The organism is Nocardia sp. CWNU-33 (genome assembly GCF_046764895.1).
Classification (GTDB): Bacteria; Actinomycetota; Actinomycetes; order Mycobacteriales; family Mycobacteriaceae; genus Nocardia.
Genome location: NZ_JBKOQN010000008.1, coordinates 259,313 through 282,780 on the forward strand (window position 1 = coordinate 259,313; position 23,468 = coordinate 282,780).

Here is a 23,468-nt window from a genome sequence, read left to right on the forward strand (position 1 = left end):
TCGACGGGCATCGGGAAGACGACCGTGGAGCGGCCTTCGGCTCCCAGCTCCCCGAGCGCCTGCAGGTAGCGTAGTTGGAGGCCGGCCGGGTCGCGGCCGGCAGTTGCGCTGCATCGCAGGTGTTTTCGGCGGCCTCGACCTCGCCGCTGGAGTGGATGACGCGGGCAGGCTGTCCTACCGGGCCATTAGCGTTCGACAACCGAGGCCGGTTGCGACCCGTTGTCGGATACGAAACGCTATGGCCGCCTGATCATTCGGTTGCCAGCGCGCGATGCTCGAAGCGGCGCCATCGCGAAATCGGCAGGGCGCCGAATCGTTCTTCCGCCATTGCCTTGGCCACCGCCACTTGCAGTTCCAGCACGAATCTACGTCGACCGGACGGCGCGAGCGAGCGCACGGCGGTCCAGGTGTCTCGGATAGCCGCAGCACTGATGCCCTGCGGCGGAGGCGATTCGGCGCTTGTGGTCATGACGACACCGGCACCGGCGCAGACTCCCGAACCCGCGTCGGGCGCAGCGCCAACGCGACGACGCCCGCGGCGAGAGCGGCGGAGATGCCGAGCAGGAAGGCTCGGTGCGAGGCGTTCAGCGCGGCCTGCAAGGTGGTCGGCGAGCCGATGATGGCGATCAGAATGGCCGTGCCGAGCACTGCGCCGAACTGACGGAAGGCGGCGCCGACCGCGCTGGCGGAGCCGTAGCGGTCGGCCGGGACATTGGCTACCGAGGCGGCGCCGAGGGCCGGGAAAGCCAGCCCGATACCGATGCCGACCAGCGACTGGCCGGGGAGCCAGGTGCCGAGGAAGTCGGGCTCGGCGCCGCTGCCGCGGAGGACGAGTAGGCCGATGGCATAGACGATGGTGCCGGGGACGATCACCGCTCGGTGGCCGAAACGGTCCGCGATGCGGCCCGCGGGGATGGCGACGACGGTGGTCAGCAATGGGCCGGGCAGTACGGCCAAACCCGCCTTCAGAATGCTGTATTGCCATACGCCGGTAAGGAAAAGGATGTTGCCGAGGATCATCGAGAAGAAGGCGAGTGCGAACAACAAGGTGCCGACGTTTCCGACCGCGAAGCTCGGGATCCGCATCAGCGCCGGGTCGACCACCGGTTGCGGGTGAACCAGGCACCGGCGCACCAGCCAGCCGATCAGCACCGCCGCGACGACGAAGCAGGCCACCGTGTCGAGGCTGCCCCAACCCCAGCTGTCGCCCTGGATGATCGCCAGCGCGAGCAGGCCGAGTCCGGCCGCGGACAGCACCGCGCCGAGCAGGTCGGGCAGGCCGGTCGCGTTGTCGTCCTTGCTTTCGCGAAGCGCGGATCGCCCCGCGGCCAGGATCAGCAGCCCGACCGGAATGTTGATCAGGAAGATCCAGCGCCAGTCCGCGATCTCGATGAGCAGACCACCCAGCGGCGGTCCGGCCCCCGCGGCGAGCGCCGCCGCCGCGCCCCAGATCCCGACGGCCGCGGCTCGTCGCTCCGAAGGGAACTCGGGTAACAGCAACGCCAACGAGACCGGCGCGATGACGGCCGCACCCACGCCCTGCAGCGAGCGGGCGCCGACGAGCAGCTGCCAGTTCGGCGCCAACGCACAGGCGATCGAGGTGATCACAAAAAGGCCTATCCCCCAGAGCAGCACACGCTTGTGTCCGAGCCGATCGGCGAGCCCACCCGCGGGAACGAGCAACGCGGCCATGGCGATGAAGTACGCGTCCAGCACCCAGCTCAACTGCGCGCGGCTGGCCTCGGGGAAGGAGGCCGCTATGTCGGGGAAGCTCACGTTGACGATCGAGGTGTCGAGGAAGGCGAGGAACGCGCTCCCGCAGATGGCCACTAGCGCCAGCGCGCGTCTTTGGAACATGCGTAGACGCTAAGCGCCGTCGTTGCATTTTGCAACGGCTAGGCTGGGGGTGATGAAACACGACGATCTGCTGGCAAGTAATTGCGCGATCGAACGCTCCGGAGCCGTCCTTGGTGAGCGCTGGGTGATCGCGATCCTGCGCGCAGCCTATTTCCGGGCCCGCACCTTCGAGGACTATCAGCGCAAAACCGGTATCGCACGAAACATCCTGACCGAACGGCTCAATCGCCTGGTCGCCTTCGGCATCATGGAACGCCGCGAGTACGCCTCCGGCCCGCATCGCGCCCTGCACGAATACCGCCTCACCACAGCCGGAATGGAGCTCTATCCGGTCATCGCTGCCATCCTCGCCTGGGGCGAGAAGCACACGGGCCTGATCAACGGCGCCCCCACCGAACTGGTGCACGGCACCTGCGGCAAAGTGACGCACGCCAAAGTGGTGTGCGAGTGCTGCGGTGACGAGCTACACCCACACGACATCGAGGTCCGTCCCGGCCCCGGCGCGAGCAGCCCCGCGCCACCGTGGACACCGATCGGCTGACCTTGCCGCTGCGGCGAGTGCTGTCGTGCGGCTAGCGCGAGAGCCGAATGCGCAGGATCGCGCCGCCCTCGGTACCGGCAAGCAGTTCGTCGAGGTGACCGGGCACGGCCGCGACCGAGGTCATCGGCTGGTCGGTGAGCACGGCGCAGGCGGCGTTCGTGTCCGGGTCGATACGGACCAGTTGGCCGGAGATGGTGGTGACGTACAGGATGCCGTCCCGGTCGACCAGGTCGTCGGCGAAGTCGGGAATGCCAGGCAGCGTCGAGGAAAGGTCGGCGACGACGGATCGGTCGGACGGATCGTCGATGGACATGCGCAGCACACGACCGAGTGGATTGCCGTTCGACGTCAGATAGAGCGAGCGATCACGAACGACGATGCCGTTGGCAGTGGCCGTGGTGGCCCGCGCGGTCCACTCGGTATCGACGACGCCGTCCCTGCCGATGCGGATCACACCGGACGTCGCGGCCACATAGAGATTGCCCGCCTGATCGAAGGCAGCGCCGTTGGGCATGGTGAAACCGGAAACGAACGTCTCGGGCTTCGGGTCGGCAGCGGTGGGGTCGAAGCGGACGACACCGCCCGGTCGCAACACGCTGGTGGGTGAATCGCCGTAGACGACGTAGAGCAGTCCGTCGGGACCAAGACGCACCGCACCCGGATACTCGACGGGAACTCGCCCGGTCAGCGCGCCCGAGCTGTTGTAGCGCTGGACTTCATTGCGGTAGAGGCGCGATACCCACAGATTGCCCTGCGCGTCATAGCCCACGTTCTCCGACCAGTCGAGGATCGGAACACCTGCGGGCACCGCGGTCGCGGCCTGCGCGGGGGCGCACGCGGCGATCGGCTCGGCGGCGGCAGTGGACGGGGTTGCGACCCCACCGCAGGCAACGGCAACCAGTGCGGCGATCGGCCAGCAACGATGAATTCTACGCACCTGGCACCTCGGCTCTCGATACGAACACTGATCGTCCAGCAGTCTAGACACCGCACGGATTCGGTCATGAAGTCGACTGATTCGCACAGAATTTGGCACTATCTATGGATGCCCTTTTTCGTCGGCGCTCGTGGCCGTATGCACTATCGGCGGTGGCCGTTAGACAATGACGGCGACAGAGCCGGTGTGATCGTATTACTGCCCGGTATCGGACAGCACAGCGGGCACTATCACCGCTTTGCGCGGACGGCGCGCGCCGCCGGGATCGAGGCATGGGCACTGGACACCTCGGGCTACGGGCTGAGCGAAGGTGACCCGAACAACCCAGGCACCCTGGCCGAGCTGGTGGCGGACGCGACCATGCTGATCGAGCTGGTGCAGGCCGAGCTACCCCGCACGCCACTGGTCCTGATGGGTCACTCGCTCGGGGCCGTCACGGCGCTCGGCGCACTGGGCGCGGCGGTGCCCGACCAGGCATCGGCAACCGACGACCTGAACGCGGTGGAGGCGGATTACCCGCGAACTCCGAGCCTGCCGCCGAGCGCACTGGGCGGGCTGGTGTTGTCCGGGGTGCCGAAGCGGGCACTCGGCGGCGGCGCACCCGGTGCGCCGGGATCGCCGTTGCCCGGTTCCCTTCCGGTGCTGGCAGTGCACGGTGTCGAGGATCGACGCGCACCGATCGATGCGATGAGGGTCTGGACTCGACGCCACGAATCGGTAGATTTACGCGAGTACGCCGACGCCGGGCACGATCTGCTGCACGAACCGGTGCATGCGCGGGTCGCTGCCGACATCGCGGAATGGGTGCAGGGTGTCGTCGCGGGGTTGGCACGACACCGATGAGCTGAACGCAGCACAATGAGGAAGGGGGACGGCGAGATGCAATCGAAAGTGACAGCCCTCGACACCGCGGTCGATGAGGGTGAACTGTGGATCGACGGACTGTTGGTCGCCGAAGGCGCGCCGGAACGGTGCGCCCTGCGCTACGAACAGCTCGCCGATCAGGTCGAAGCGCAGATCCGGGTGCTCGCCGCAGCGACCTCACTCCCCGGGTTCGGCGGATTCGGCTCCGGTGACACACTGCGCCGCGGCTTCGAGACCAAGGCCGACGGCGCGGTGACCCGGTTGCAGCACTATGCCGACGCCGCAAGGGAACTCGCGCGCACCTTCCGCGCGGCCGGTGCGGCGTACACGCAAGCCGACGACGGGCTCGCGGTCGCGGTCGACCAGACCGAAGTGGCGGGGGTCGTCCATGCGTAAGTTGCCGCGCACCACCGAGCACGGAGCCCACCGCACCGATCCCGACTACGCACCGAACGTCGAAATCTTCGACAACCTGACGCATCAGGACATCCACGCAGGCGTCCAGCTGCTCGACCCCGCGGCACTGTCCGCGGGCAAGCAGGCGTGGCAGGGTTCCGCGACCGGACTTGCCGATGCGGTCGAGCAGGCGCACAACGAAATTCGCGCCGCCATCGCCGACGGCTGGCGCGGGAGCGCCGCGCAACAGGCCACCGATGCCGTGCACCAGTTCGAACAGTCCGGGCAGCAGCTCGCCGATGTAATGTCGACGGTGGCGCAGCGGCTCGGTCAGGCGGGCGACGCCGCGGAGGCCCTGCGCGCCGCGGTCGTCGAACCCTCCAGTGCCACACCGGATCTCGCGGCCGCTCTACTCGATCCGGCACAGGCCACCAGCAATACCGCCACCCAAAAGGCCACCGAGCACTCGCGCCGAGATGTGGTGCAGGCGATGGACAGCATCTACACGAATGCCTTCATCCCCAGCGGATCCGGAATACCGGCCTTCCCTGATGACACGACAGGCGCCGCACCCCAGGAGCCCGGCAGCACATCGACACCGCAGCAGGCGATGCCCGCATCTGCTGCCGACAGCACCATGGGAATGCTTACCGCACAGCAGATCTCGACGCCCGCTCCCCTGGCTGGAACTCCGGAGTCGACGGCGGCCGAAGAGACCGCACCGGCGGCAGCCTCCGAGACGACCCCCGCCGCGGTTTCCCCTGCGGCCGGTTCGCTCGGTAGCACCGCCGCTGCCACCGGCGGCCTCGACACGACACCTGCCGCGCCACGGGTTGTCGCCGCCGCAGCGGAGCAACCAGCGTCGGGGCCTGCGGCGATCACCCCGGACCGAGCTCCTCGAACAGCTTCCGGCACACCGGTTGTCGCCGCCGCGACCGTGGCGCCGTCGACCGTGCCCGGCTCCGGCGGCAACGCCACGGCCGCCGACGAGGAACGCAAGCGTGAGGAACGCCGCAAGGACTCCAACAGCGATGCGGTCAGCGGGATGGGCGCGGGCGCGATGGGCGGCATGATGGGCGGCGCGCTCGCCGCGGCCGACACTCCCAGGCAATCCGCAAGCTCGCCGCAGCGGGCCGCGCAATCCGACTACGAGGACGACGACGATCTGCACTTCGTCGACGACGAGCTCACCTTCCTCGAACCTGCCGACGAGGCAGGCGAATTGATCGGTGCGATGGATCCGACGACACCGCCGGTGCTCGGCGAGTGGAGCGAGTACGAGTGAGCTGGACGCTCACGCCCGACCAGTTCGCGCTGGCTTGGGCGCGCACCGACGGCGATCGGATTCCCTATCCTCTCGCTGTCCGACTCTCGGCCCGCGACACCACCGAGCGGGCGGCGCAACTGCCCGCACTGAACCGGTGGTGCGACCGCACGCTCGACGCCGACCTGGAGGCGGCGTTGCGGCTGCTGGCCCGACCCACGGTGCGCGTCGAAGTATTCGGGCAGCGCGACGATACGAATTCCGAAGCCGCCACGATCCGGCCCGTCCGGGTGCTCGGCGTGTCCACCGGTGAGATCGCGGTCGTCGCCGCGCAGCGCGCCGCCGCGACACCGGACCGCGGTGGTGACATCCGGCTGTTCGTCGGTGCTGCGAAAAACCTTTCCGCCAGGGTGGTTTCGATGCTGCCGGAGAACACCCCCGGCGCGATTTCCCGGATGACCGCGCCACAGACCCGGGTCAAAGAGGACAGCCGCGACCTGGTGACCGTGCCGGTCGCCGGTCCATCGACGCCGTCGCGTATGCGGCGGCTGCTCAACCGGCCCCGCGACGGCATCGGCCAGATCGTGGTCTCGCTGCGCCGAGCCGACGACGAACTGCGCCCGTTCGGCGTGCTGTGCTGGATCGATGTGGTCGGCGACGGCCGATACGCCGTGCGCACGGGCGCGGATGTCGACATCGTGCCGGTGACCGCGGAAGTGTTCACCGCACAATTGAGCCCGATGGTCACCGCAGCCGAACGCCGGATCGCCTACGCCGAACGCTGGTGAGCTTCGTTACGGTGGGCACGTGCCACTCTACGAATTCGAAGGCAAACGACCCCAAGTCGATCCGACCGCGTTCATCGCGCCCAATGCGACGCTGATCGGTGACGTACGGGTCGAGGCAGGCGCCTCCATCTGGTACGGCGCGGTACTGCGCGCGGATTTGGCCCCGATCATCATCCGGGAACGCGCCAACGTCCAGGACAACGCCGTGCTGCACGTACCGCCGGACGTGCCGATGGAGATCGGCCCCGGCGCGACGATCGCACACAGCGTGGTGTTCCACGGCGCGTCGGTCGGTGCGGAAGCCATTGTCGGCAACAGCAGCACCGTCCTCGACATGGCCGAGATCGGTGCGGGAACGATGATCGCCGCACACTCCTTGGTGCCCGCGCACGCGAAGATCCCGGAGGGCGTCCTTGCCGCAGGCGCACCCGCCCAGGTCAAGAAGCCGATCGCGGGCACCTCGGCCGAGGGCTGGGTCAAGCTCAACCCTGGCTTCTACGCGGACCTGGCCCAGCGTCACCGCAAGGGCATCACCGAGGTCTGACCGGCGCACGCACGCCGCTCAGGACAGCAGTGCCGTGACTTCCTCGTCTTGGAGCTGGTGGAAGTCACGGTAGGCGGTGCCGACCCCGCCGAGTGTGCGCGGCACCAGCGGACAGATCACCTCGTCGGCCTCCGCATCGACGCGATGCAGCGCCTCCGCCGAGGACACCGGCACGGCAACCACGATCCGCTCGGGCTGTTCTAGCCGCACGATGCGGCAGGCGACCACGACGGTGGCTCCGGTCGCCATGCCGTCGTCCACGATCACGACCGTGCGCCCGCCCATCGCGATCGGCTCGGTGTCACCGCGCAGCACCAGGCGGCGGCGTTCGAGTTCGACGCGCTCGAAGTCCTCGATCTCGGCGAGCTGCTGCGACGTGATCCCCGTGTGGTCCAAGACATCCTGGTTGAGCACCCGAACCCCGCCCGCACCGATGGCGCCCATCGCCAGCTCCGGCTGCCACGGCACACCGAGCTTGCGAACCAACAGAATATCGAGATCGCCGCCGATCACATCCCGCACCGCGGCGGCCACCGGAACACCGCCCCGGGGCAGCCCGAGCACCAGCGGGTCCGACGCACGCAGGTGCGCCAACTCAGCACCCAGCGCACGACCGGCCGACGCCCGATCGGTGTAGATCATCCAATAGAACGCTACTCCGGTACCCGCTCGGCGACGGTGAATCGACGCAATGCCAGGCTCGGGTTCGTGGTGCGTATGGTCGCCAGGTAGTCGAGGTCGATGCCGGCGCTCAGCACACCCGGATCATCGCCGAGTTCGGCGAGCACGCTGCCGGTCGGATCGATAATCATCGATGCGCCTGCGCCGCGCGGCGCGCACTGATCGGCAGCTGCGACGTACACGGTGTTCTCGATCGCGCGGGCGCGCAGCAGCGTTGTCCACTGATCCACCTTCGACGGGCCGGGAATCCACTGTGCGGGCAGCACCAGCACCTGTGCGCCCGCCGCCGCGACGCGACGACTGCCCTCGGGGAACCGCAGATCGAAACAGGTCTGCATGCCGAACATCACATCGTCGACCACGAATGTGGCGGGCGTCTCGATCTCCCCCGGTTCGACGATGTCGGATTCGAGGTGTCCGAACGCGTCGTAGAGGTGCACCTTCCGATACCTCGCGACGAGGCTCGCATCGGGTGCCAGGGCGACGAGGGTATTGCGGATCCGGTCCGCGCCTGCCGCCACTTGCTCCACCGTTCCGGCCACCAGATGCACACCGAATTCGCGCGCGATCGAGCCGAGGCCGGTGACGAACGGCCCGGTCAACGGTTCGGCGGCGGCGACAACGCGCGCGTCGAGGCGAGACACGGCAAACATCGAGTATTCGGGCGCGATCACCACTTTTGCGCCGCGTTCCCGAGCCACACGGACGTGCTCGCGCAGCGCGGTGAGGTTCGCCGCGGGATCGGTTCCCGGCGCAAACTGAACGACCGCAACATCCAGCGCAGACGTCGCCGGGCTCTGATGCACGGACGCACTATCGGGTTGCATAGATCTCACGGTATTGGGCCGGTGGCCGGGACGGCTACCGGGAGGCAGTAAACTCCTGGTCAATGAGTACCAATCAGGTCGACAGCGTTCCTGGCGACAACGACAGGGACAACGACGGCCCGACTTTCGCCGATCTCGGAATCGATGACCGCGTCCTCGCGGCCATCGCCGATGTCGGTTACGAGTCGCCGTCGCCGATTCAGGCTGCGACGATTCCGCCGCTGCTGTCCGGCGCCGATGTGGTCGGCCTCGCCCAGACCGGCACCGGTAAGACCGCGGCGTTCGCGATCCCGATCCTGATGGGTCTCGACACCTCCGGCAAACTTCCGCAGGCCCTTGTGCTCGCCCCGACCCGCGAGCTCGCGATCCAGGTGGCCGAGGCCTTCGGCCGCTATGCCACCCACATTCCCGGGCTGCACGTACTGCCGATCTACGGCGGCCAGGCCTACGGCGTCCAGCTCTCGGGCCTGCGCCGCGGCGCACACGTGGTCGTCGGCACGCCGGGCCGGGTGATCGACCACCTGGAGAAGGGCACGCTCGACCTGTCGCAGCTGAAGTACCTGGTGCTCGACGAGGCCGACGAGATGCTGAAGATGGGCTTCCAGGAGGACGTCGAGCGCATCCTCAAGGACACCCCGTCGACCAAGCAAGTCGCGTTGTTCTCCGCGACCATGCCCGCGGCGATCCGCAAAATCTCCAAGCAGTACCTGAACGATCCGGTCGAGATCACGGTGAAGTCGAAGACTTCGACCGCGACCAACATCACCCAGCGCTGGGTGCAGGTGTCCCACCAGCGCAAGCTGGACGCGCTGACCAGGGTCCTCGAGGTCGAGTCGTTCGAGGCGATGATCATCTTCGTGCGCACCAAGCAGGCCACCGAGGAACTCGCCGAAAAGCTGCGCGCCCGTGGCTTCTCCGCGGCCGCCATCAACGGTGACATCGCGCAGAACCAGCGTGAGCGCACCATCGGACAGCTGAAGTCCGGTGCGCTGGACATCCTGGTCGCCACCGACGTCGCCGCGCGCGGTCTGGATGTGGACCGCATCTCGCATGTCGTCAACTACGACATTCCGCACGACACCGAGTCCTACGTGCACCGCATCGGCCGCACCGGGCGCGCCGGGCGCAGCGGTGAGGCACTGCTTTTCGTCGCGCCACGGGAACGGCACCTGCTCAAGTCGATCGAGCGCGCCACCCGGCATCCGCTGACCGAGATGCAGCTGCCGAGTGTGGACGACGTGAATGCCCAGCGCGTCGCCAAGTTCGGTGACGACATCACCGAGAGCCTGACCTCGTCGAACCTGCAGCTGTTCCGCAGGCTCATCGAGGATTACGAACGCGAGCACGACATTCCGCTCGTCGACATCGCGGCGGCGCTTGCCACACTGTCCCGCGACGGCGACAACTTCCTGATGCAGCCGGAACCGCCGGAGCCCGAACGCGCGCGCCGCGAACCGCGCGAGCGCGCACCGCGTCGCTTCGAGGACGAAGAACCGCGCGGTAGCGGGCCGTCGCATCAGCGGGCGACCGGCACCGAATTGGTGACCTACCGGATCAGTGTCGGCAAGCGGCATCGCGTCGTGCCCGGTGCGATCGTCGGTGCGATCGCCAACGAGGGCGGACTGCGGCGCAGCGACTTCGGGCACATCAGCATCCGGCCCGACCACAGCCTGGTCGAATTGCCTGCGAACCTACCTGCGGAAACGCTGGAAGCCTTGCGCCGCACCAGGATCAGCGGTCAGCTCATCCAGCTGACGCCGGACTACGGCCCGCCCGGACAGCGGCCGTTCAACCGCGCGCCGCGCCGCGAAGGCGCGAGCGGCAAGCGCCCGGAGCGGCGTCAGCCACGCTCCTGAACCGGGGAGGGTTCATCGAGGTCAGGCGCGCTAGCTACAGTGTTGCCGTCCAGCGTGTATTGCAGCGCTAGTCGGTAGCGGGAGTCCCGCGAAGACCCGGGGGCGGTGTCCCGCAAAGACACAGGAGGGCCGCGATTGTTCGTGTTCGGTGATCGTGTCGTTTGCACCGCCGTCGATCTCGTGCGCGCGGCGCAATGTGAGTTTGCGCTGTTGCGCGCCCTCGATGCCGAACTGGGCAATCTGGTGCCCGTCGCGGATACCGCACCGGAATCGGTTGCGCAGCCGCGCGGCGGGTTCGACGATTCCAAGGCACGTAGGCTCGCGGACTTCCGAGACCGGTTCGGTAGCTCGATGGTCGAAGTCGAATGTGGTGCGCGCGGGCCCGAAGGTGAGGGGCGCGAACTCAACGGATCGGCTCGCATCGACGCATTGCGGGAAGCGCACGCCGGGACAGTCGCCGCGCTGCGGGCTGGTGTGCACGTGATCCACGGTGCGGCCTTTTTCGACGGTCGGTTCGCCTGCTCCTGCGATTTTCTGGTGCGGGCGGGTCACCGGGTCCGCTACACCGTGCACGGCACCGCCGCGGGCCCGCCGGATCATGTGGGTGCCGCGCTCGAACTAGCCGCGTGCGCCGAAGCTTTGGACGGCTCCGGCGCACTGACGGCACCGCTGGTCCGGCTGTACGTCGGCGAACACAGCACAACCCACCCACTCTCCGATCTGGTGCCGGTGTACCTCGCGCGCCGCCGCCGAGTCGAACGCATCCTGGACGACAAGCTCAGCGAGCTGCTGCCGGCGCAGTGGGGCGATCCCCGTTACCTGGCCTGTGGGCACTGCCCGACCTGCACCACAGCGCTCGCGGCTGCGCGCGATCTGCTCCTGGTCGCCGGGATGCCGCGCACCGCGCGTGCGCGATTGCGGGAGGCGGGCGTGAGCACCATCGATAGGCTTGCCGTCACCGAGACCACCGTGCCGGGCGTGCCACCACGGACCTTCGGCGGGCTGCGCAAACAAGCCGAAATCCAGCTGCGCCGCGAGGATTCCGGGAAACCGACGCATCACCTCGTCGACGTGATCGCGCTCGGCGCGCTGCCGCCGCCCTCGCCGGGGGACCTGTCGCTGACCATCGACGAAGGTCCTGGCGGGCAGCCGATCGGCGTCGAGGTGGGCGGACCCGGCACCGTCCATCTGGCCTTCCGGATGGCAGCCGCCGACGATGTCATCGAACAGCGTCGTGCGCTGGGCGAGGTGCTCGGCTATCTGGCGCAGCGCAGGCGAATGTACCCGGACATGCACGTCTACCACTACTCGTCCGGGGTCAGGTCCGCGCTGCTGCGCTGGACCGGCGCGCACGGCAACGGCGAGGAGGTCGTCGACGACCTGCTACGCGCGGGCGTGCTGGTGGATCTGTATCCGATTGTGCGCAACGCGTTGCTCATCGGCGAACGGTCCTACCGGTTGAGCAGGCTCCGGCGGCTGCTACCCGGCGAGGCGCATTCCTCGATCACCGAACGCGATTGTCTGACCGTACTGCGACTGCGGGACTGGCTGGTGGACCGGGCCGCCGAACAGCGGATCGACCCGCAGGCGGTGACACTCGAGCGCGCGAGTTCGTGGTGCCTGGTGACCGAACCCGACGAGGCGGATCTCGCGCCGCCCTCGCGCCCCTCCTCGATCGAGGCGGCGCTCGCGGAATTCGCTGCGACACACCAGGAGCCGCACCATCCGGCCGCGTTGCTGGCCGCGGCGCTCGGCTATCACCGGCGCGAACGCCAACCGCTGTGGTGGGCGCATGCCGATCGGCTCAGCCACCCGGTCGACGAATGGGCCGATGCCCCAGGCGTTCTCGTCGCCGACTGGGGCACGGTGGACACCAAATGGCATCGCAGCCCGCACCGGGCAACCATGCGCCGCTACCTCACGCTGACCGGGCGCATCGGCATCGGCTGGGGCGCGGCGTCGGGTTCGAGCGCGGCAGGCAGCGGTGCGGCGGGCACTTCCGGGCCGGGACCGCATACGGCGGGCGCCGTGGCGGCACATACCGTGCTGGCACCGGGAACCATGGTGTACACCTTCTACGACCGGCCCGTCGCTGCCGGCATGGTCACCGCCGTCGGGCGGCGGGCGACCGCCGTCGCCACGGTTCTCGGCTGTTCGGTGGACGCGGACTTCGACGACACTGTGCGGCTGGAGGAGCTGCTGTCGGAGGGGTGCGAGCCCTACGACGAGCTACCGACAGCCATCGCGCCCGGACTACCCGTTTGGGACGAAACCGCCGAGACCGCCGTCGAATTCGTCGCCCAAGAGCTGCTGATGGCGCTGCCCGAGGTCCCGTCCGGCGCGATATTCGACATCCTGGCCCGCCGCCCGCCCCGCTTGCATCGCGCCGGCGGCCTGCCCGATGTGCACGGCGACCATGCCGCGGCGATCACCACCGCCGTGCGCGACCTCGACAACTCCTATCTCGCCGTGCAGGGCCCGTCGGGCACCGGCAAGATCTCCACCGTCGCCCGCGCGATCGAACGCCTCGTCACCCGGCACAGGTGGCGGATCGGCATTGTCGCGCCCGCACATTCGACCGTCGAGAACATGCTCGACCTGATCGTCGAGATCGGGGTGCTGCCCGAACTTGTCGCGAAGAAGGACGTGCAGTCGGTGGCGCCGGAGTGGGCCGTGATCGACGGCGCCCGGTACCCGCGATTCCTGGACAACGCCGTCAACGGGTGCGTACTCGGCGGCAGCCCGGCGGATTTCGCCGACGACGAGCTGGTGTCCCACGAGCGTCTCGATCTGCTCGTGATCGCCGACGCGGGCAGCTTTCCGCTGGCCGACACCGTCGCGGTCGCGGTCAGCGCGCGCAACCTGTTGCTGCTCGGCGACCCGGCGCCGCCGACAACGCGCAGCGCCCACCCGGAGCCGGTCGGCGAATCGGTGCTCGGCTGGCTCGCCGAGGGACGCAACACCCTGCCCGCCGAACGCGGCTACTTCCTGGACCGGACCTGGCGGATGCACCCGCGGGTCTGCGAACCGATTTCCCGGCTGTACTACGACAGCAGGCTGCGCTCCAACGAAACGGTCACGCTTGCACGACAGCTCGACGGCGTGCCACCGGGGGTCGACACCGTGCTCGTCGAACACACTGGCAACTCCATCGAGTCGGTGGCCGAGGCGCGCGAGGTGGTCCGCCGGGTGCGCGCCCTACTCGGGCTGCCGTGGACGACCGGCGCGATGACCAGGCGGCTGCATCCGCACGACATCTTCGTCGTCGCGCCATATAGCGCCCAGGTGGGTCTGATCCGGACGCTGCTCGCGCGCGCCAAGATCGAGGACGTGCTGGTCGGCACGGCCGACCGCTTCCGTGGCAGGGAGGCCGCCGTCGTCCTGCTCTCGATGACCACGTCGAGCCCGGCGGACGCACCCTACGGCATGGGGTTTCTGTTGTCACGCAGCCTGATCCAGGCCGCACTCTGCCGTGCCATGTGGAAGGCGACCATCATCCGCTCGCCACTGCTCACCGAGTATCTGCCCGCCGCCGCGGACGATCTGTCGGACTTGGCGAGCTTCCTGCATCTGAGCTGAATCGCGGCACACGCGGTCATGGCGCACGACCGCGGCCATCGAGTGCACGCTGCGCAATGTGGGGCTTGTCGTAATCCCGTGGCCGTCCGCACAGTTCACATCGATCCGGCGTCTCGAATACCTATTCGGAGTATGGGTATTACCGAGCGAATTCATCGGATGAAATCATTCCATAAACACCGGCCAGCACCCGACAGGAATTTACAGCCAGACCGGTTGGTATTCAATGCGAAATCCAGGGCCTCGAAATTGCCGAAAGTCGGTAATCCTGTCGGCGATCCCGGGGAGCAACGTACGTCGGCCTCAGCCGAAGCAGTTGCCCTCACCGCGGTAAGTCGGCACCGTCGTCCTGGTGCCGTCGCTGTCGACCAGATGGATGTGATCGATGCGCTCGCACAGCTCGCCCGCCTTGGCGTGGCGGAACCAGACCCGGTCACCGATCTGCAGTTCAGCAGCCCCGGACAGCGGCGTCTGCACCTCGCCCGCACCCTCGGTGCCGATCAGCCGCAACCCACTGGGCCACACCGGCTTCGGCACCCGCGACGGACCCGTCGGACCGGAGGCGATGTAGCCGCCCGCGAAGACGGTGGCGATGGACGGGGTCGGCTTGCGCAGCACCGAGGTGGCGAAGTACAGCGCGGGGCGCGGGGTGAACGAGCGGTAGTGGTCGAACAACGTCGGCACGTACAGACCGGAGCCCGCCGTCACCTCGGTGACATCGGGGTCGACAATGCTGACCTCGATCGATCCGGAACCGCCACTGTTGACGATCTCCAGCTTGCCGACCACCGAACGGACCGCGTCGAGAACCTGCTTGCGGCGCTTGGTTATTTCGGCCGCGGAGGCCTGCTTCACCAGCCGTACAGCGATATTGGAGTCGGGCAGCCCGGCGATCTGCGCTTCGTAGGTCATCACGCCGACCACCTCGAACCCGCGCCCCATCGCCACCCGGGCGAGCTCCGCTGCCTGGTCGGGAGTGCGAATGGGCGAGCGGCGCACGCCGAGGTGCAGCGGTCCGATCCGCAACGAGGCGTCCACGTCGAGACAGATCCGTGGGCGAACACGCTCGCTGCCGACCGCCGCACGGATCAACTCCAGCTGCGCCACATCATCGATCATCAGGGTGATGGATTGCCGGAGGGTGTCGTCGGTGACCAGTTCGGCAAGCGCGGCGCGGTCGACGGCCGGATAGCCGAGCAGCACGTCGCGGGCCCCGCGGCGAACCAGCCAGATGGCTTCGGCCAGCGAGTACGACATGATGCCCGCGAATCCGCCGTGGGCGGTCAGCCCTTGCCCGAGCACCTGCTCCAGCACGGCCCGGCACCGCACCGACTTGCTGGCCACGCGCACCGGCACACCGCGCGCGCGGCGCACCAGGTCGGCGGCATTGGCCCGCAGCGCGGCCAGGTCGAGGGCGGCCAGCGGCGGGTCGAGCTCGGCCGTGGCCGTATCCAGCGCGACAATCGGCGACGTCGGGGTCACCGGTACAACTCAACCACCAAACTGGTCACACGTCCAGTATTGGCCGGCGGTCAGTCGCCGTCCTGTCGAGCGGTCGCCGGCAGTCCTCACACTTCGGCCGCCCGGGTGGCCAAGCTGCTGACCAGGTCGTCGAGCACCACCAGCGTGGTCTCGTCATTGCAATCGGCGAGCCAGCGCAACACGGTTCCCTGCAGCACCGACACCGCATAGGCAGCGATAGCCTCCACCGGCTCCAGCCACTGCGCGCCGGACTTCTCCGCACACAGGTCGAGGAAGACCGCGACCTCGGTGTCCATCTCGCGATACACCGCCGACGCGGTCGGATCCGGAATGCATTCGGTCTGCACTTCCCAGCGCTGCCGCAGCGTCTGCACGGTTATTTCATAGGCACGGATCTGCCTGGCCGGGGTGGCCTTGACTACCGGCCAGTACGCGCTCACGCCGGCATGCAGCAGCACCCGCAACGCCCGCACTCCGGTGATATCGAGCGAGGCGGCCGCTTTCTCGACCGCCTCGCAGATGGTCGGTCGCAACCGGCCCTCCGCTATTTCTCCACGAACGCTCAACGACGACTCCCTCGGCGAAAGAACTCGCGCACCACCGTCGGCGCGACTCGCTGAACATGGCGGGCCGCTCCCGAGAATCCTCCACTAGGAAATCCCCTGGCTGCCCGGTCCAACATTCAGCAATGGTAGAGGCTTATCGGGGTTTAAGAATAGGTTCGGAGGGTATTACCAGACTGAAAGAATGTTTTGTTACCCAAACGGAATGGGTCCGCGACCGCCCGGTGTCCGTCGGAATCGCCTCCCTGGGCGTCACTCTCGACCGCCCTCACCCCCGGACACACGATTTTCCACAGTACGGACAGCCCCACAGGGACCCGTCATCGTGTGATCGATCCCACACAAATACTTCGCAAATCGGCCACCTGGCCGTTCGACGTTCGATCCGGGAACGACACCTAGCGTCACCGACGGGGCGATAGCCTGGATCGGTGACTCTCTCGCCCCCCGCCGACCAGTTCTTCCTCGCCGGCACCTTCAACTTCCGCGATGTCGGCGGCCTGCGGACCCTCGACGGCGCGAAGGTTCGCCCCGGCGTGCTGCTGCGCTCGGCCCAACTCAGCGGCCTGGACGCACCCGGCCACGCCATCCTGCGCGAACTCGGCGTCACCGAGGTGCACGACCTGCGCGGCCGCCGCGAGATCGACCACATCGGGCACGACAACCTACCCGAAGGCGTACGGCTGAACATCACGCCCTTCGATTCGCGGATGGGCGAGGCGCCGCCACACGATGCGCAGACCCATTCCGCGTTCGCGCACATGCTCGAGGTGTATCGGCTGTTTCCCGCACTGCCCGAGGCGCACGTCGCGATCGTCGCCATCGCGGAATCGATTGTGCGCGGCGACGGCGCGGTGCTGGTGCACTGCGCCGCGGGCAAGGACCGCACCGGCTGGGCGATCGCCACGCTGCTGCGTGCGGTCGAGGTCACCGAGGAAGACGTGCTCACCGACTTCCTGATCAGCAATGCGGCGGTGCCGTCGCTGCGCGCCATGATGGCGACGAAACTGGCTGCGGGCGAAGAGCTTTCCGATGACCTGCTCGGCGTCCGCGCGGAGTACCTCACGGTCGCACTGGAGTCGGTGCGCGAGCGGCACGGCGAGTTCGAGGTGTACCTCGGCGCCATCGGCTTCACCCACGAGCTGCGCACCAAGTTGCGCGAGCGACTGCTGGAATGAGCGAAGGCTAAGCGGACAGCCCGCTGCGGACCAGTCCGTCGGCATCGATGGTCACCTGATCGCCGGTGTGGAACCAGCTTCCGGTGAAGCGGTCCGCGGTCGACTTCGGATCGTTCCAGTAGCGGCAGCTGACATTCGGTCCGCGACAGAGCAATTCGCCGTGACCGACCTGGGCCTGCGGGCCCCACAGCGCCAATTCCGTACCGCCGAAGGGGAATCCGAGCACCGCGTCGGCGCCGGATGGGGCGTCGGTGTCGTCGTCGACGGCCAGACCGATGCCGCTGGTTTCGGTTGCGCCCCACACCGACCATCGCCGCGCCGCGGGGAACATGTCCCGCAGTGCGGCCGTCAGATTCGCGGGTTCCGCAGCGGCGGCGGCGCGTTCGGCGCGGTGTCCGGCATTGCTGACGCGGGTGATGCCCTCGGTGTCGAGGCCATCGGTGCGCAGCCTTGCCAGCTCCGGTAGTAGCCGGGTGAAAATGCGCGGTGTCGCCGACACCATGTCGATCCGCTCGGCCACCAGGGTTTCGGTCAGCCTGCGAGTGTCCGGCGCGAGCACGACCGTGCCGCCGACCGCGAAGGTCGGCAGCAGTTGATCCACACATCCGCTGGCATGGGCGAGCGGCAGCAGCAGCAGGTTGCGCAGGCCGTCGGTCGGCAGATCCAGCGCCGCGACCACCGAACGGATTGCCGACAACAAGTTTTCGTTGGTCAGCTCGACGCCCATCGGCGCGGCAGTGCCGCTGGTATAGCACAGCAGCGCCAGATCACCCAGTGCCGCACCGTCATCGATGAACGCGGCCCCATCGGGCAGCGGCGCGTCGGAGCCGCCCGCACTGCCGGCGCCGAGCACGAAATCGGTGCTGCTGTCGGCGATCACCCGCTCGGCCACTTCGGCGGGCAGGCCGTCGTGCACCAGCACCGGCACCGCGCCGCTGAGCAGCGCGCCGAGAAACGCCTGCACCCACCGGGCGCCTGGAGGCATGTGGACGGCGACCCGGTCGCCGTAGCCGATGCCGTGCTCCTGGAGGCCACCCGCGATCCGGGAGGCGGAATGCCACAGCTCACGGTAGGTGAGCCGGGGACCGCCGATTTCCACGACGGCCTCCCGGCCCGCGAAGGCGTGCACCTGCAGATCCAGCAGTTCGGTGACCGCGGGCGTCAGATTCCCGTAGCGCAGCACTCCGTCAGCACCACGGGCCAGCGGGTTGTCGCAGGCATGGGGACGGGTCAGTGGGTATTCGACCAGGAGCTGTGACATGGGTCCTCCGCACGCCTAGAGCCGGCAGGCTTAGGCGAACTATATGACGCCAGTCACATATTTTCTGCGATTAGGTGGTGAACATGCCCTGCTTTTCGATATTCGTCATCCTCATTCGCCGGTGTAGGTCGCCTTGCCCGGTCCGGCCTCGAGGAAGCTGCGCACCGCGCCGCGCAGGTCAGCGGTGCCGAACAGGGCGCCGGACACCTCCGGGGTCACCGAATCGGCATGCGCCACACCGCCGGAGCGCCAGGCCTCGATGATCTGTTTGGTCGCGGCGTGCGCCTTCGTCGGTCCCTGCGCCAGGCGGTGCACCAGCTCACGCGCCGCAGTGTCGACGTCGTCGTGCACGGCGTTGACCACACCCCATTCGGCCATGGTCGCCGCGTCGTAGAGATCACCGGTCATCACGAACTCGCGGGCCCGGCCGGATCCGGCGCGCTCGGCAAGCCGCTGCGGGCCACCCATCGAGGGCGTCAGGCCGACAACCGTCTCGACAAGTCCGAACTTGGCCTTCGGCGCGGCCAGGATCAGATCACAGGCAAGCGCCATCTCGAAGGCCGCGGTCAAGGTGAGCCCGTGCGCGGCGAAAACCACCGGGCACGGCAGCGCCTCCAGCGGATGGATGATCTGGGCGAAAAGGGTGCGCCACAGTTCGGCGCCCTGCTCGGCGGACAGGCCGTCGAAGACGTGCACATCGACACCGCCGGACACCAGTTTGCCGTCGGCGCGCAGCAGCAACGCCCGCGGCGGGCGGGCCGACAACTCGGCGAGATCGGCAACCAGGGCATCGAGCATGGCCTGGTCGAAGAGGTTCAGCGGCGGATTGGCCAGCGTGAGGGTGGCCACTTCCGCGCCGCCGTCGGTGGTGTTGCGTTCCAGACGGGTTGCCTTCGTTTCACTCATTCGGCCAGCCTAGAGGCGCGTCGGACACAGTCCGTCGATAGTCCGCGCCGGGCCGAGCGAAGGCGAGGCAGCCGCCCCAGAGACACAGCCGGACACAGTCCGTCCACAGCCCGCGCCGGGCCGAGCGAAGGCGAGGCAGCCGCCCCAGAGACACAGCCGGACACAGTCCGTCGATAGTCCGCGCCGGGCCGAGCGAAGGCGAGGCAGCCGCTTGGAAGGCATGGTCCTGTCACCCACGTCTGCGAGACTGTCCAAGTGACCAAGTCGGTATCCGAAAATGGTTCCTACGTAGAGCCTGGCGAGTTCAAACGGGACACCAACTACATCCAGAGCCGCATCACCGCGGAGGGCCGCGATGGCTTCCCGGTCGAAGCGGGCCGCTATCGGCTGGTTGCGGCGCGGGCCTGTCCGTGGGCCAATCGCACGCTGATCGTGCGCAGGCTGCTCGGGCTGGAGGACGCGCTCTCCCTCGGGCTGTGCGGGCCGACACACGACAAACTCAGCTGGACCTTCGATCTCGATCCCGGCGGGGTCGATCCGGTGCTGGGTATTCCGCGGCTGCGCGACGCGTATCTGGCGCGCTTCCCCGACTATCCGCGTGGCATCACCGTGCCCGCGATCGTCGATGTGCCCACCGGACAGGTGGTGACCAACGACTATGCGCAGCTGACCCTCGACTTCTCCACCGAGTGGACCGAGTTCCACCGCCCCGGCGCCCCCGCGCTCTATCCGGAATCGCTGCGCGCCGAGATCGACGAGGTGAATCTCGCGGTCTTCCGCGATGTCAACAATGGGGTGTACCGCTGCGGGTTCGCCGGCACCCAGGACGCGTACGACACGGCCTACGATCGACTCTTCGCCCGCCTGGACTGGCTGTCGGAGCGGCTGACCCGACAGCGATACCTGGTGGGCGACACCATCACCGAGGCCGATGTGCGGTTGTTCACCACGCTGGTCCGGTTCGATCCGGTGTATCACGGCCACTTCAAGTGCAACCGGAGCAAGTTGAGCGAGATGCCGGTCCTGTGGGCGTACACCCGCGACCTCTACCAGACGCCGGGGTTCGGTGACACCGTCGATTTCGACCAGATCAAGACGCACTACTACGCGGTGCACACCGACATCAACGCGACCGGGATCGTCCCGAAGGGCCCCGACCTGACCAACTGGCTGACCCCACACGGCCGGGAAGCGCTGGGCGGCAGACCCTTCGGCGACGGCACCCCGCCGCCGCCTCCGGTACTCGCCGAGCGGGTGCCGGCGCTGAACCAACCGGCATGATCGGGCACCCGGCCGGCCCGATCCTGATCGGAACCGATCCGGCCGGGTAGTTCGTTGTCATGACGAGCTGGAGGCAGTCGGTGCCATACAGTTCACCCAACACAGGTGGAAGAGGAGGATGACGCCGTGTTCAAAGGCGCGTTCGAGAAGACGGTCGTCGAGCTGCTCGATTCCGGGTCGCGCCTGCAGGCGCCCGCCGTCGCCAAGTACGTGGACCGACTCCGGCGCTCCCACCCGGCCGAGAGCCCCGCGCAGATCATCGAGCGGCTGGAGAAGCAGTACCTGCTCGCCGTGACCGGCAGCGGCGGCGCGGTCGGCGCGACGGCCGCGGTACCCGGTGTCGGCACCGTCGCGGCCATCGCCGCCGTCAGCGCCGAAACGACGTTCTTCATGGAAGCCTCCGCGGTGTTCACCCTTGCGGTGGCGGCCGTGCACGGCGTCTCCCCCGGTGACAAGGAACAGCGCAGGGCGCTGGTGCTCGCGGTCGTGCTCGGTGACAGCGGGATGGAGATCGTCGAGAAAACGGTCGGCCATTCCGCGAAGAATTGGGGCACCGTCTTCGCCAACCGCATTCCCGGGCTGTCGAGCATGAACGACTCGCTGCTCAAGCGGTTCATTATCCGCTTCATCACCAAGCGTGCGGCGCTGATGGCGGGCAAGATCGTCCCGGCGGGCATCGGTGCGGTGATCGGCGGCGTCGGCAACCGGGCCCTCGGCAAGACCACGATCAACAACGCGCGCAAGGCCTTCGGGCCCGCACCGTCGGTGTGGCCTGCCGATCGGCACCTCATCGTCGAAGCCGATCCGCTCACCGCCCTCGACCCGGCCAAGCCGCAACCCCCGGCCACCCCACGATGAGTGCGAGCAGAGGACCTGCGTTCGCCGTCCGCGGCATCGGCAAGCGGTACAACCTGGTGGCGGCCGTCGAGAATGTGAGCTTCACCGTCACCGCGGGCACCGCGGCGGCACTGGTCGGGCCCGCGGGTGCGGGCAAGACGACGATCCTGCGGATCCTGCTCGGGCTGCTCGAACCGACCACTGGCTCGATCGCCATCGGCGGACAAGGGTTACCCGGCACCGCGCGAGCGGTGGGCGGCATGCTCGAACCGCGCGGATTGCATCCCGCACGCACGGCGCGCGACCACCTGCTGGTGTACGCCGCGGCGGTCGGCGTCGCGGACGACCGGGTGGACGAGGTGATCGAACTCGTCGGTCTCGACGTGGCGGCGGACACCAGAGCGGGTGCGTTGACCGCAGGACAGCAGACCAAGGTGGCCTTGGCGGCCGCGCTGCTCGGCGATCCACCGCTGCTGGTCCTCGACGAGCCCGCCGCCGGCCTCGACAGCGCGGAACGCGCATGGCTGCAAGAGTTTCTGCGCCGGCATACGCGGCGCGGCGGCACGGTGCTGCTGTCCAGCGAGAGCCTCGCCGCGGTGATCCCGGTGGTGGACAACATCATTGTGCTGAGTGCGGGCTCGGTGGTGTACGAGGGCAGTCCGACCAAACTGCGCCGCGGCCACCCCGATCGTCTCGTTGTCGCATCGTCGACGCCGATCGCGCTGGCGACAACGCTTGCCGCACAGGGCTTCACCGACGCGGTGATCCGCCCCGACGGCCGGCTGGCCGTCGCCGAGGCCACCGAGGGACAGATCCAGGAGGCGGCGAAAGTCGCCGGCGTGCGCGTGGACAGCATCACCCCCGACCCGATCCATCCCGATCGGGTGCTGGCCGCGCTGACCAAAGTTCATCCACAGCCGACTCCGTATCCCGGAGTGGCCGCCCATCTTCCGACGCCGACGCCCTACGGGATTCCACGATGATCGACATCCTGCCCGCGGACCTCGTCCCGGCGGTCAACTCCGAGGTCCGCAAGGTCATCACGCTGCGTGCGAGCCGGATCCTCGGCATCGGCGTGCCCGCGGTCGCGCTCGTCGCGAGTGCGGTCACCGCCATCCTCGCCGGGCCTGCCGACCCGAAGGGCGATCCCGCGACCGGCACCGCGACAATCGGCCTGTATCTCGGCCTCTTAGCGGCGATCCTGGTGTCCGGCGCGTTCGGCGCGGCGGGCGCGGGCACCGAGTACCGGTACGCCACCATGTCGGTGACCCAATTGTTCACCGCGGACCGCGATCGGCTCGTCACCGCGAAACTCGTTGTCACCGCGGGATTCGCGCTGACGATCACGTTCCTCGTCGAGCTGATCGCCATGGCCTGCCTGATCGGGTTCGGGCACGGCAAGTTCGACTTCGGCCTCCGGCTGCTCACTGTGCTCGGCGGCGGCCTGCTCGCCGCGGCATGCTGGTCACTGATCGGCGCAGGCCTCGGACTGCTGTTGCGCACCTCGACCGGCGCGGTCGCCGCCCTGCTCGGTTGGCTCGTCATCGTGGAACCACTGAGCTGGCTCGTCGCCAAAGGCCTCGGTATCGCGGGCTTCGCCACCATGTTCCCCGGCGCCGCCACCGTCAGCACCGTGGCCGTGGGTTCCTTCCAAGACAGTGACTTCCTCGCTCCCGCTCCCGCGGCCGTTGTCGTCCTGCTGCTGTGGACCATCGGCGTCGCGGGCGCGGGCTGGTGGTCGGTGCGCCAACGCGAGTTGTGATCCCGATCGGATAGCTGCCACCGGGAACAACGGTGTGCCGGTTCGCGTCGTTAACGTCGACTTA

Annotated in this window: 22 protein-coding genes; 13 read left to right on the plus strand and 9 right to left on the minus strand. The window is 68.2% G+C overall.

Annotated elements, in window-relative coordinates; translation table 11 throughout:
* Window positions 1–250 precede the first annotated feature (250 nt).
* Entirely contained in the window at window positions 251–469 is a 219-nt protein-coding gene (locus ACLMAL_RS13880) for a hypothetical protein (protein WP_411999435.1), read from the minus strand.
* Window positions 466–1,857 (minus strand): MFS transporter, encoded by a 1,392-nt coding sequence (locus ACLMAL_RS13885; RefSeq protein WP_411999436.1) that lies wholly within the window; start codon window positions 1,855–1,857, stop codon window positions 466–468. Before ACLMAL_RS13885 ends, ACLMAL_RS13880 begins: the two co-directional genes overlap by 4 nt.
* Window positions 1,858–1,909: 52 nt before the next feature.
* Here ACLMAL_RS13885 and ACLMAL_RS13890 point away from each other — a divergent pair, with 52 nt between their 5' ends.
* Complete coding sequence (locus ACLMAL_RS13890) at window positions 1,910–2,398, plus strand: winged helix-turn-helix transcriptional regulator (protein WP_411999437.1); 489 nt, start codon at window positions 1,910–1,912, stop codon at window positions 2,396–2,398.
* A gap of 31 nt (window positions 2,399–2,429) precedes the next feature.
* Here the strand turns inward: ACLMAL_RS13890 and ACLMAL_RS13895 are convergent, their stop codons facing one another.
* Window positions 2,430–3,335, minus strand: coding sequence for an SMP-30/gluconolactonase/LRE family protein (locus ACLMAL_RS13895; protein ID WP_411999438.1), 906 nt, complete (start codon window positions 3,333–3,335; stop codon window positions 2,430–2,432).
* Between the two features lie 186 nt (window positions 3,336–3,521).
* Between ACLMAL_RS13895 and ACLMAL_RS13900 the strand changes: the two genes are divergently transcribed.
* Genes ACLMAL_RS13900 through ACLMAL_RS13920 form a run of 5 tightly spaced genes read left to right on the plus strand, consistent with a single transcriptional unit; the run spans window position 3,522 to window position 7,191 of the window.
* The gene (locus ACLMAL_RS13900) at window positions 3,522–4,178 is read left to right on the plus strand and encodes an alpha/beta hydrolase (RefSeq protein ID WP_411999439.1); all 657 of its coding nucleotides are present in this window, start codon (window positions 3,522–3,524) and stop codon (window positions 4,176–4,178) included.
* 36 nt (window positions 4,179–4,214) lie between these two features.
* Window positions 4,215–4,595 (plus strand): hypothetical protein, encoded by a 381-nt coding sequence (locus ACLMAL_RS13905; protein WP_411999440.1) that lies wholly within the window; start codon window positions 4,215–4,217, stop codon window positions 4,593–4,595.
* Window positions 4,588–5,880: a hypothetical protein gene (locus ACLMAL_RS13910; RefSeq protein ID WP_411999441.1), complete on the plus strand. Its 1,293-nt coding sequence runs from the start codon at window positions 4,588–4,590 to the stop codon at window positions 5,878–5,880. Before ACLMAL_RS13905 ends, ACLMAL_RS13910 begins: the two co-directional genes overlap by 8 nt.
* Window positions 5,877–6,647, plus strand: a complete 771-nt coding sequence (locus ACLMAL_RS13915) for an ESX secretion-associated protein EspG (RefSeq protein ID WP_411999442.1) — start codon at window positions 5,877–5,879, stop codon at window positions 6,645–6,647. Before ACLMAL_RS13910 ends, ACLMAL_RS13915 begins: the two co-directional genes overlap by 4 nt.
* Window positions 6,648–6,666: 19 nt before the next feature.
* Window positions 6,667–7,191, plus strand: a complete 525-nt coding sequence (locus ACLMAL_RS13920) for a gamma carbonic anhydrase family protein (RefSeq protein ID WP_411999443.1) — start codon at window positions 6,667–6,669, stop codon at window positions 7,189–7,191.
* Window positions 7,192–7,209: 18 nt separating this feature from the next.
* On the opposite strand, the gene ACLMAL_RS13925 is transcribed toward ACLMAL_RS13920, so the two are convergent.
* Both ACLMAL_RS13925 and ACLMAL_RS13930 read right to left on the minus strand, forming a co-directional pair.
* A complete protein-coding gene (locus ACLMAL_RS13925; protein WP_411999444.1) occupies window positions 7,210–7,833 on the minus strand; it encodes a phosphoribosyltransferase in 624 nt (207 codons plus the stop codon).
* An 11-nt stretch (window positions 7,834–7,844) separates the two neighbouring features.
* On the minus strand, window positions 7,845–8,699 hold the full coding sequence (locus tag ACLMAL_RS13930; protein WP_411999445.1) for a carbon-nitrogen hydrolase family protein: 855 nt from the start codon (window positions 8,697–8,699) through the stop codon (window positions 7,845–7,847).
* A gap of 62 nt (window positions 8,700–8,761) precedes the next feature.
* On the opposite strand from ACLMAL_RS13930, the gene ACLMAL_RS13935 reads away from it, so the two are divergent.
* Both ACLMAL_RS13935 and ACLMAL_RS13940 read left to right on the plus strand, forming a co-directional pair.
* Entirely contained in the window at window positions 8,762–10,555 is a 1,794-nt protein-coding gene (locus tag ACLMAL_RS13935) for a DEAD/DEAH box helicase (RefSeq protein ID WP_411999446.1), read from the plus strand.
* Window positions 10,556–10,696: 141 nt separating this feature from the next.
* Window positions 10,697–14,134 carry an AAA domain-containing protein gene (locus tag ACLMAL_RS13940; RefSeq protein WP_411999447.1) on the plus strand — a complete coding sequence of 1,146 codons (3,438 nt, stop codon included), beginning with the start codon at window positions 10,697–10,699 and terminating at the stop codon, window positions 14,132–14,134.
* A gap of 303 nt (window positions 14,135–14,437) precedes the next feature.
* On the opposite strand, the gene ACLMAL_RS13945 is transcribed toward ACLMAL_RS13940, so the two are convergent.
* Window positions 14,438–15,616, minus strand: a complete 1,179-nt coding sequence (locus ACLMAL_RS13945) for an alanine racemase (RefSeq protein WP_411999448.1) — start codon at window positions 15,614–15,616, stop codon at window positions 14,438–14,440.
* Between the two features lie 86 nt (window positions 15,617–15,702).
* Complete coding sequence (locus tag ACLMAL_RS13950) at window positions 15,703–16,182, minus strand: TetR family transcriptional regulator (RefSeq protein WP_411999449.1); 480 nt, start codon at window positions 16,180–16,182, stop codon at window positions 15,703–15,705.
* Window positions 16,183–16,610: 428 nt separating this feature from the next.
* On the opposite strand from ACLMAL_RS13950, the gene ACLMAL_RS13955 reads away from it, so the two are divergent.
* Complete coding sequence (locus ACLMAL_RS13955; protein ID WP_411999450.1) at window positions 16,611–17,357, plus strand: tyrosine-protein phosphatase; 747 nt, start codon at window positions 16,611–16,613, stop codon at window positions 17,355–17,357.
* A 7-nt stretch (window positions 17,358–17,364) separates the two neighbouring features.
* Here ACLMAL_RS13955 and ACLMAL_RS13960 read toward each other — a convergent pair whose 3' ends face one another.
* Together ACLMAL_RS13960 and ACLMAL_RS13965 are read right to left on the minus strand one after the other, a co-directional pair.
* Window positions 17,365–18,618: a class I adenylate-forming enzyme family protein gene (locus ACLMAL_RS13960; RefSeq protein WP_411999451.1), complete on the minus strand. Its 1,254-nt coding sequence runs from the start codon at window positions 18,616–18,618 to the stop codon at window positions 17,365–17,367.
* A gap of 111 nt (window positions 18,619–18,729) precedes the next feature.
* The gene (locus ACLMAL_RS13965; RefSeq protein WP_411999452.1) at window positions 18,730–19,524 is read right to left on the minus strand and encodes an enoyl-CoA hydratase/isomerase family protein; all 795 of its coding nucleotides are present in this window, start codon (window positions 19,522–19,524) and stop codon (window positions 18,730–18,732) included.
* 255 nt (window positions 19,525–19,779) lie between these two features.
* On the opposite strand from ACLMAL_RS13965, the gene ACLMAL_RS13970 reads away from it, so the two are divergent.
* The 4 genes from ACLMAL_RS13970 to ACLMAL_RS13985 all read left to right on the plus strand — a co-directional run bounded on the left by ACLMAL_RS13970 (window position 19,780) and on the right by ACLMAL_RS13985 (window position 23,404).
* Entirely contained in the window at window positions 19,780–20,805 is a 1,026-nt protein-coding gene (locus tag ACLMAL_RS13970; RefSeq protein ID WP_411999453.1) for a glutathione S-transferase family protein, read from the plus strand.
* Between the two features lie 126 nt (window positions 20,806–20,931).
* Window positions 20,932–21,663: a hypothetical protein gene (locus tag ACLMAL_RS13975; protein WP_411999485.1), complete on the plus strand. Its 732-nt coding sequence runs from the start codon at window positions 20,932–20,934 to the stop codon at window positions 21,661–21,663.
* Window positions 21,660–22,625, plus strand: coding sequence for an ABC transporter ATP-binding protein (locus ACLMAL_RS13980; RefSeq protein ID WP_411999454.1), 966 nt, complete (start codon window positions 21,660–21,662; stop codon window positions 22,623–22,625). Before ACLMAL_RS13975 ends, ACLMAL_RS13980 begins: the two co-directional genes overlap by 4 nt.
* Entirely contained in the window at window positions 22,622–23,404 is a 783-nt protein-coding gene (locus tag ACLMAL_RS13985; RefSeq protein WP_411999455.1) for an ABC transporter permease, read from the plus strand. The genes ACLMAL_RS13980 and ACLMAL_RS13985 overlap by 4 nt, the downstream gene beginning before the upstream one ends.
* Window positions 23,405–23,468 lie beyond the last annotated feature (64 nt).

Excerpts from the sequence above, each read along its gene's own strand:
- ACLMAL_RS13930 (WP_411999445.1), bottom strand. The coding sequence starts at position 8,699 with ATGCAACCCGATAGTGCGTCCGTGCATCAGAGCCCGGCGACGTCTGCG.
- ACLMAL_RS13960 (WP_411999451.1), bottom strand. The coding sequence starts at position 18,618 with ATGTCACAGCTCCTGGTCGAATACCCACTGACCCGTCCCCATGCCTGC.
- ACLMAL_RS13985 (WP_411999455.1), top strand. The coding sequence starts at position 22,622 with ATGATCGACATCCTGCCCGCGGACCTCGTCCCGGCGGTCAACTCCGAG.
- ACLMAL_RS13910 (WP_411999441.1), top strand. The coding sequence starts at position 4,588 with ATGCGTAAGTTGCCGCGCACCACCGAGCACGGAGCCCACCGCACCGAT.
- ACLMAL_RS13925 (WP_411999444.1), bottom strand. The coding sequence starts at position 7,833 with ATGATCTACACCGATCGGGCGTCGGCCGGTCGTGCGCTGGGTGCTGAG.
- ACLMAL_RS13905 (WP_411999440.1), top strand. The coding sequence starts at position 4,215 with ATGCAATCGAAAGTGACAGCCCTCGACACCGCGGTCGATGAGGGTGAA.
- ACLMAL_RS13965 (WP_411999452.1), bottom strand. The coding sequence starts at position 19,524 with ATGAGTGAAACGAAGGCAACCCGTCTGGAACGCAACACCACCGACGGC.
- ACLMAL_RS13935 (WP_411999446.1), top strand. The coding sequence starts at position 8,762 with ATGAGTACCAATCAGGTCGACAGCGTTCCTGGCGACAACGACAGGGAC.
- ACLMAL_RS13885 (WP_411999436.1), bottom strand. The coding sequence starts at position 1,857 with ATGTTCCAAAGACGCGCGCTGGCGCTAGTGGCCATCTGCGGGAGCGCG.
- ACLMAL_RS13880 (WP_411999435.1), bottom strand. The coding sequence starts at position 469 with ATGACCACAAGCGCCGAATCGCCTCCGCCGCAGGGCATCAGTGCTGCG.
- ACLMAL_RS13980 (WP_411999454.1), top strand. The coding sequence starts at position 21,660 with ATGAGTGCGAGCAGAGGACCTGCGTTCGCCGTCCGCGGCATCGGCAAG.
- ACLMAL_RS13890 (WP_411999437.1), top strand. The coding sequence starts at position 1,910 with ATGAAACACGACGATCTGCTGGCAAGTAATTGCGCGATCGAACGCTCC.